The organism is Bradyrhizobium sp., assembly GCF_016462955.1.
Lineage (GTDB): Bacteria > Pseudomonadota > Alphaproteobacteria > Rhizobiales > Xanthobacteraceae > Bradyrhizobium.
Genome location: NZ_JAEMSD010000616.1, coordinates 1454 through 3508, shown reverse-complemented (window position 1 = coordinate 3508; position 2055 = coordinate 1454). Strand labels below are relative to the sequence as shown.

Annotated in this window: 2 protein-coding genes; one reads left to right on the top strand and one right to left on the bottom strand. The window is 64.3% G+C overall.

From position 1 onward, the window contains the following. Positions 1–1159, bottom strand: a 1159-nt coding sequence (locus tag JHD07_RS35555) for a HAMP domain-containing protein (RefSeq protein WP_291630694.1), incomplete at its 3' end; no start/stop codon positions are given. A gap of 325 nt (positions 1160–1484) precedes the next feature. Between JHD07_RS35555 and JHD07_RS35550 the strand changes: the two genes are divergently transcribed. Then, a complete protein-coding gene (locus JHD07_RS35550) occupies positions 1485–1970 on the top strand; it encodes a (2Fe-2S)-binding protein (RefSeq protein ID WP_291630692.1) in 486 nt (161 codons plus the stop codon). The last annotated feature ends 85 nt before the right edge of the window (positions 1971–2055 follow it).

The following is a 2055-nucleotide window of genomic DNA, read 5'->3' as shown; positions in this document are numbered from 1 at the left end:
TGGCGGCGGCATCGCGCTCGGCCTTGGCGACGGCCTGGACCTTGAACTCCTCGACGGCGCCGGCCATCTCTCCGATCTCGTCCTTGCTCCCCAAGCCGGGCAGCACGACGTCGAAATTGCCCGAGGCCAGCTCGCGCATCGCCTTGCACATCGCGATCATTGGGCGCGAGATGCCGGTGCCGAGCAGGAAGGCGAGAACAGCGCCCAGCAGCGTGCCACCGACCGCCAGCATCAGCACCAGCTGCTCGGTCTGCCCGATGGTCGCTTCGGATTCGGCATCCAGCCGTTGCTGCTCCGCGACGAGGTCCGCCTTCAAGGCGGTCGCGCCTTCCTGGATTGCACCGGCCGCGCCGTTCATCTCGGCGACGAGGCCTTCAACCAGTTTGGCGTTGGCGATCAGCTTCTCCAGCGCTTCGCGATAGGCGCCGAGGATGGCCTTGGCCTCCTTCAGGCCAGAGACGATCTTGTCGTCCATGGAATAGACCGCACTGAGCGAGTTCTCGACGAATTTCAGCCGCGCCAGCGCGCTGTTCGCGATCGCCTGATCGGAGGTCAGCACGAACTGGGTGGCTGCAGCGCTCGCTGTCTGGAACTGGGCGTTGACCTGCTTGGTGCCGAACTCGATGGCCTGCGCCTCGGAATCGGACGCGTTGTTGCCGATATCGTCGAGCTTGTACTTCAGGAGATTGGCCTGGCGCTGGAGCTGGTTCTGCACCAGCAGCGCGCTGTCACGCTTGGCCTGGAGCACCCTGGCGAAGGTGGTGGAGAAGCTGGAAAACTCCTTGGCGAGCTTGCCGAGGCTTTCCTGCCGCGCCGGCTGCTTGGCACCCTTGGAGGCCTGGTCGATGGCGTTCTTCAGGCTCGCCTCGGCATCCAGCGCCGCCTTGGCGTCGTCTTCCTTGCCGGTGACGACGAAATATCTGACGGCCGAACGGTAGCCGAGCAACTCGCGGTCGATGGTGCGGGCGAGATCGGCCTCGGACACGCTGCTGCGGTAGGATCCGACCCCCGAGGCGACCCGCTCGAAGCCGAAATAGGAGAAGGCCATGCTGCCGGCGGAGATCACCAGCACGGCGGCGAAGCCGAGAACGATCTTTGCGCGGAATTTGAGGGTCGGAAACAATGTGCGCTTGGACGGCGACGCGATACGCCCGGACATTCCCAACCCCCATTTTCATTGCGACCATGGTCCGGAGGCGCCTCGCCCCCAGACCCGGCTGCGCAAAACTAGGGCAGAATCGATAAGGGGCAGTAAATTTGGCGGCCGGCACGATCCAGGGCGGGTCGGCCAGAGGCCGATCGGCCCGGCACAAGACGCTGGCATCCCACTTTCTCCGGCCCGCACCCACCGGCACGAGCGCAAATCGTCGCGCTGGGGCGATCAATGACTTTTCGATGACGGCGGCGACCAAAATCCTAGTTGCAAAGTTCCGGGTCGCTGTCTCTAATTAGAAACAATCAAAATCATCCCGGGAGGACTTCACGTGTCTACAGTCAAACTGACGGTCAACGGCAAGGCCGTTGCTGTCGACGTCGAGGACCGCACGCTGCTGGTCCAGCTCCTGCGCGATCACCTCAACCTCACGGGAACGCATGTCGGCTGCGACACCAGCCAGTGCGGCGCCTGCGTCGTGCACATGGACGGCAAGGCCGTGAAATCCTGCACCATGCTGGCGGGACAGGCCGATGGGGCCAGCATCACCACGATCGAGGGCATCGCCAAGGGCGACGAGCTGCACCCGATGCAGGCCGCCTTCCGCGACAATCACGGCCTGCAATGCGGCTATTGCACGCCGGGGATGATCATGTCGGCGATCGACATCGTGCACCGTCACGGCGGCCAGCTCGACGAGGCGACCGTCCGCACGGAGCTCGAAGGCAATATCTGCCGCTGCACCGGCTATCACAACATCGTCAAGGCCGTGCTGGATGCGGCCGGCCGCATGAAGGTCTCGCAGGCGGCCGAGTAAGCGGCGCGCCTCGAAGCAAGAACAATCGCCGCAGCCGTCGACGGACGGCGCGGTCAAGGAAATTTCCGGTCGGGAGGACCAGACA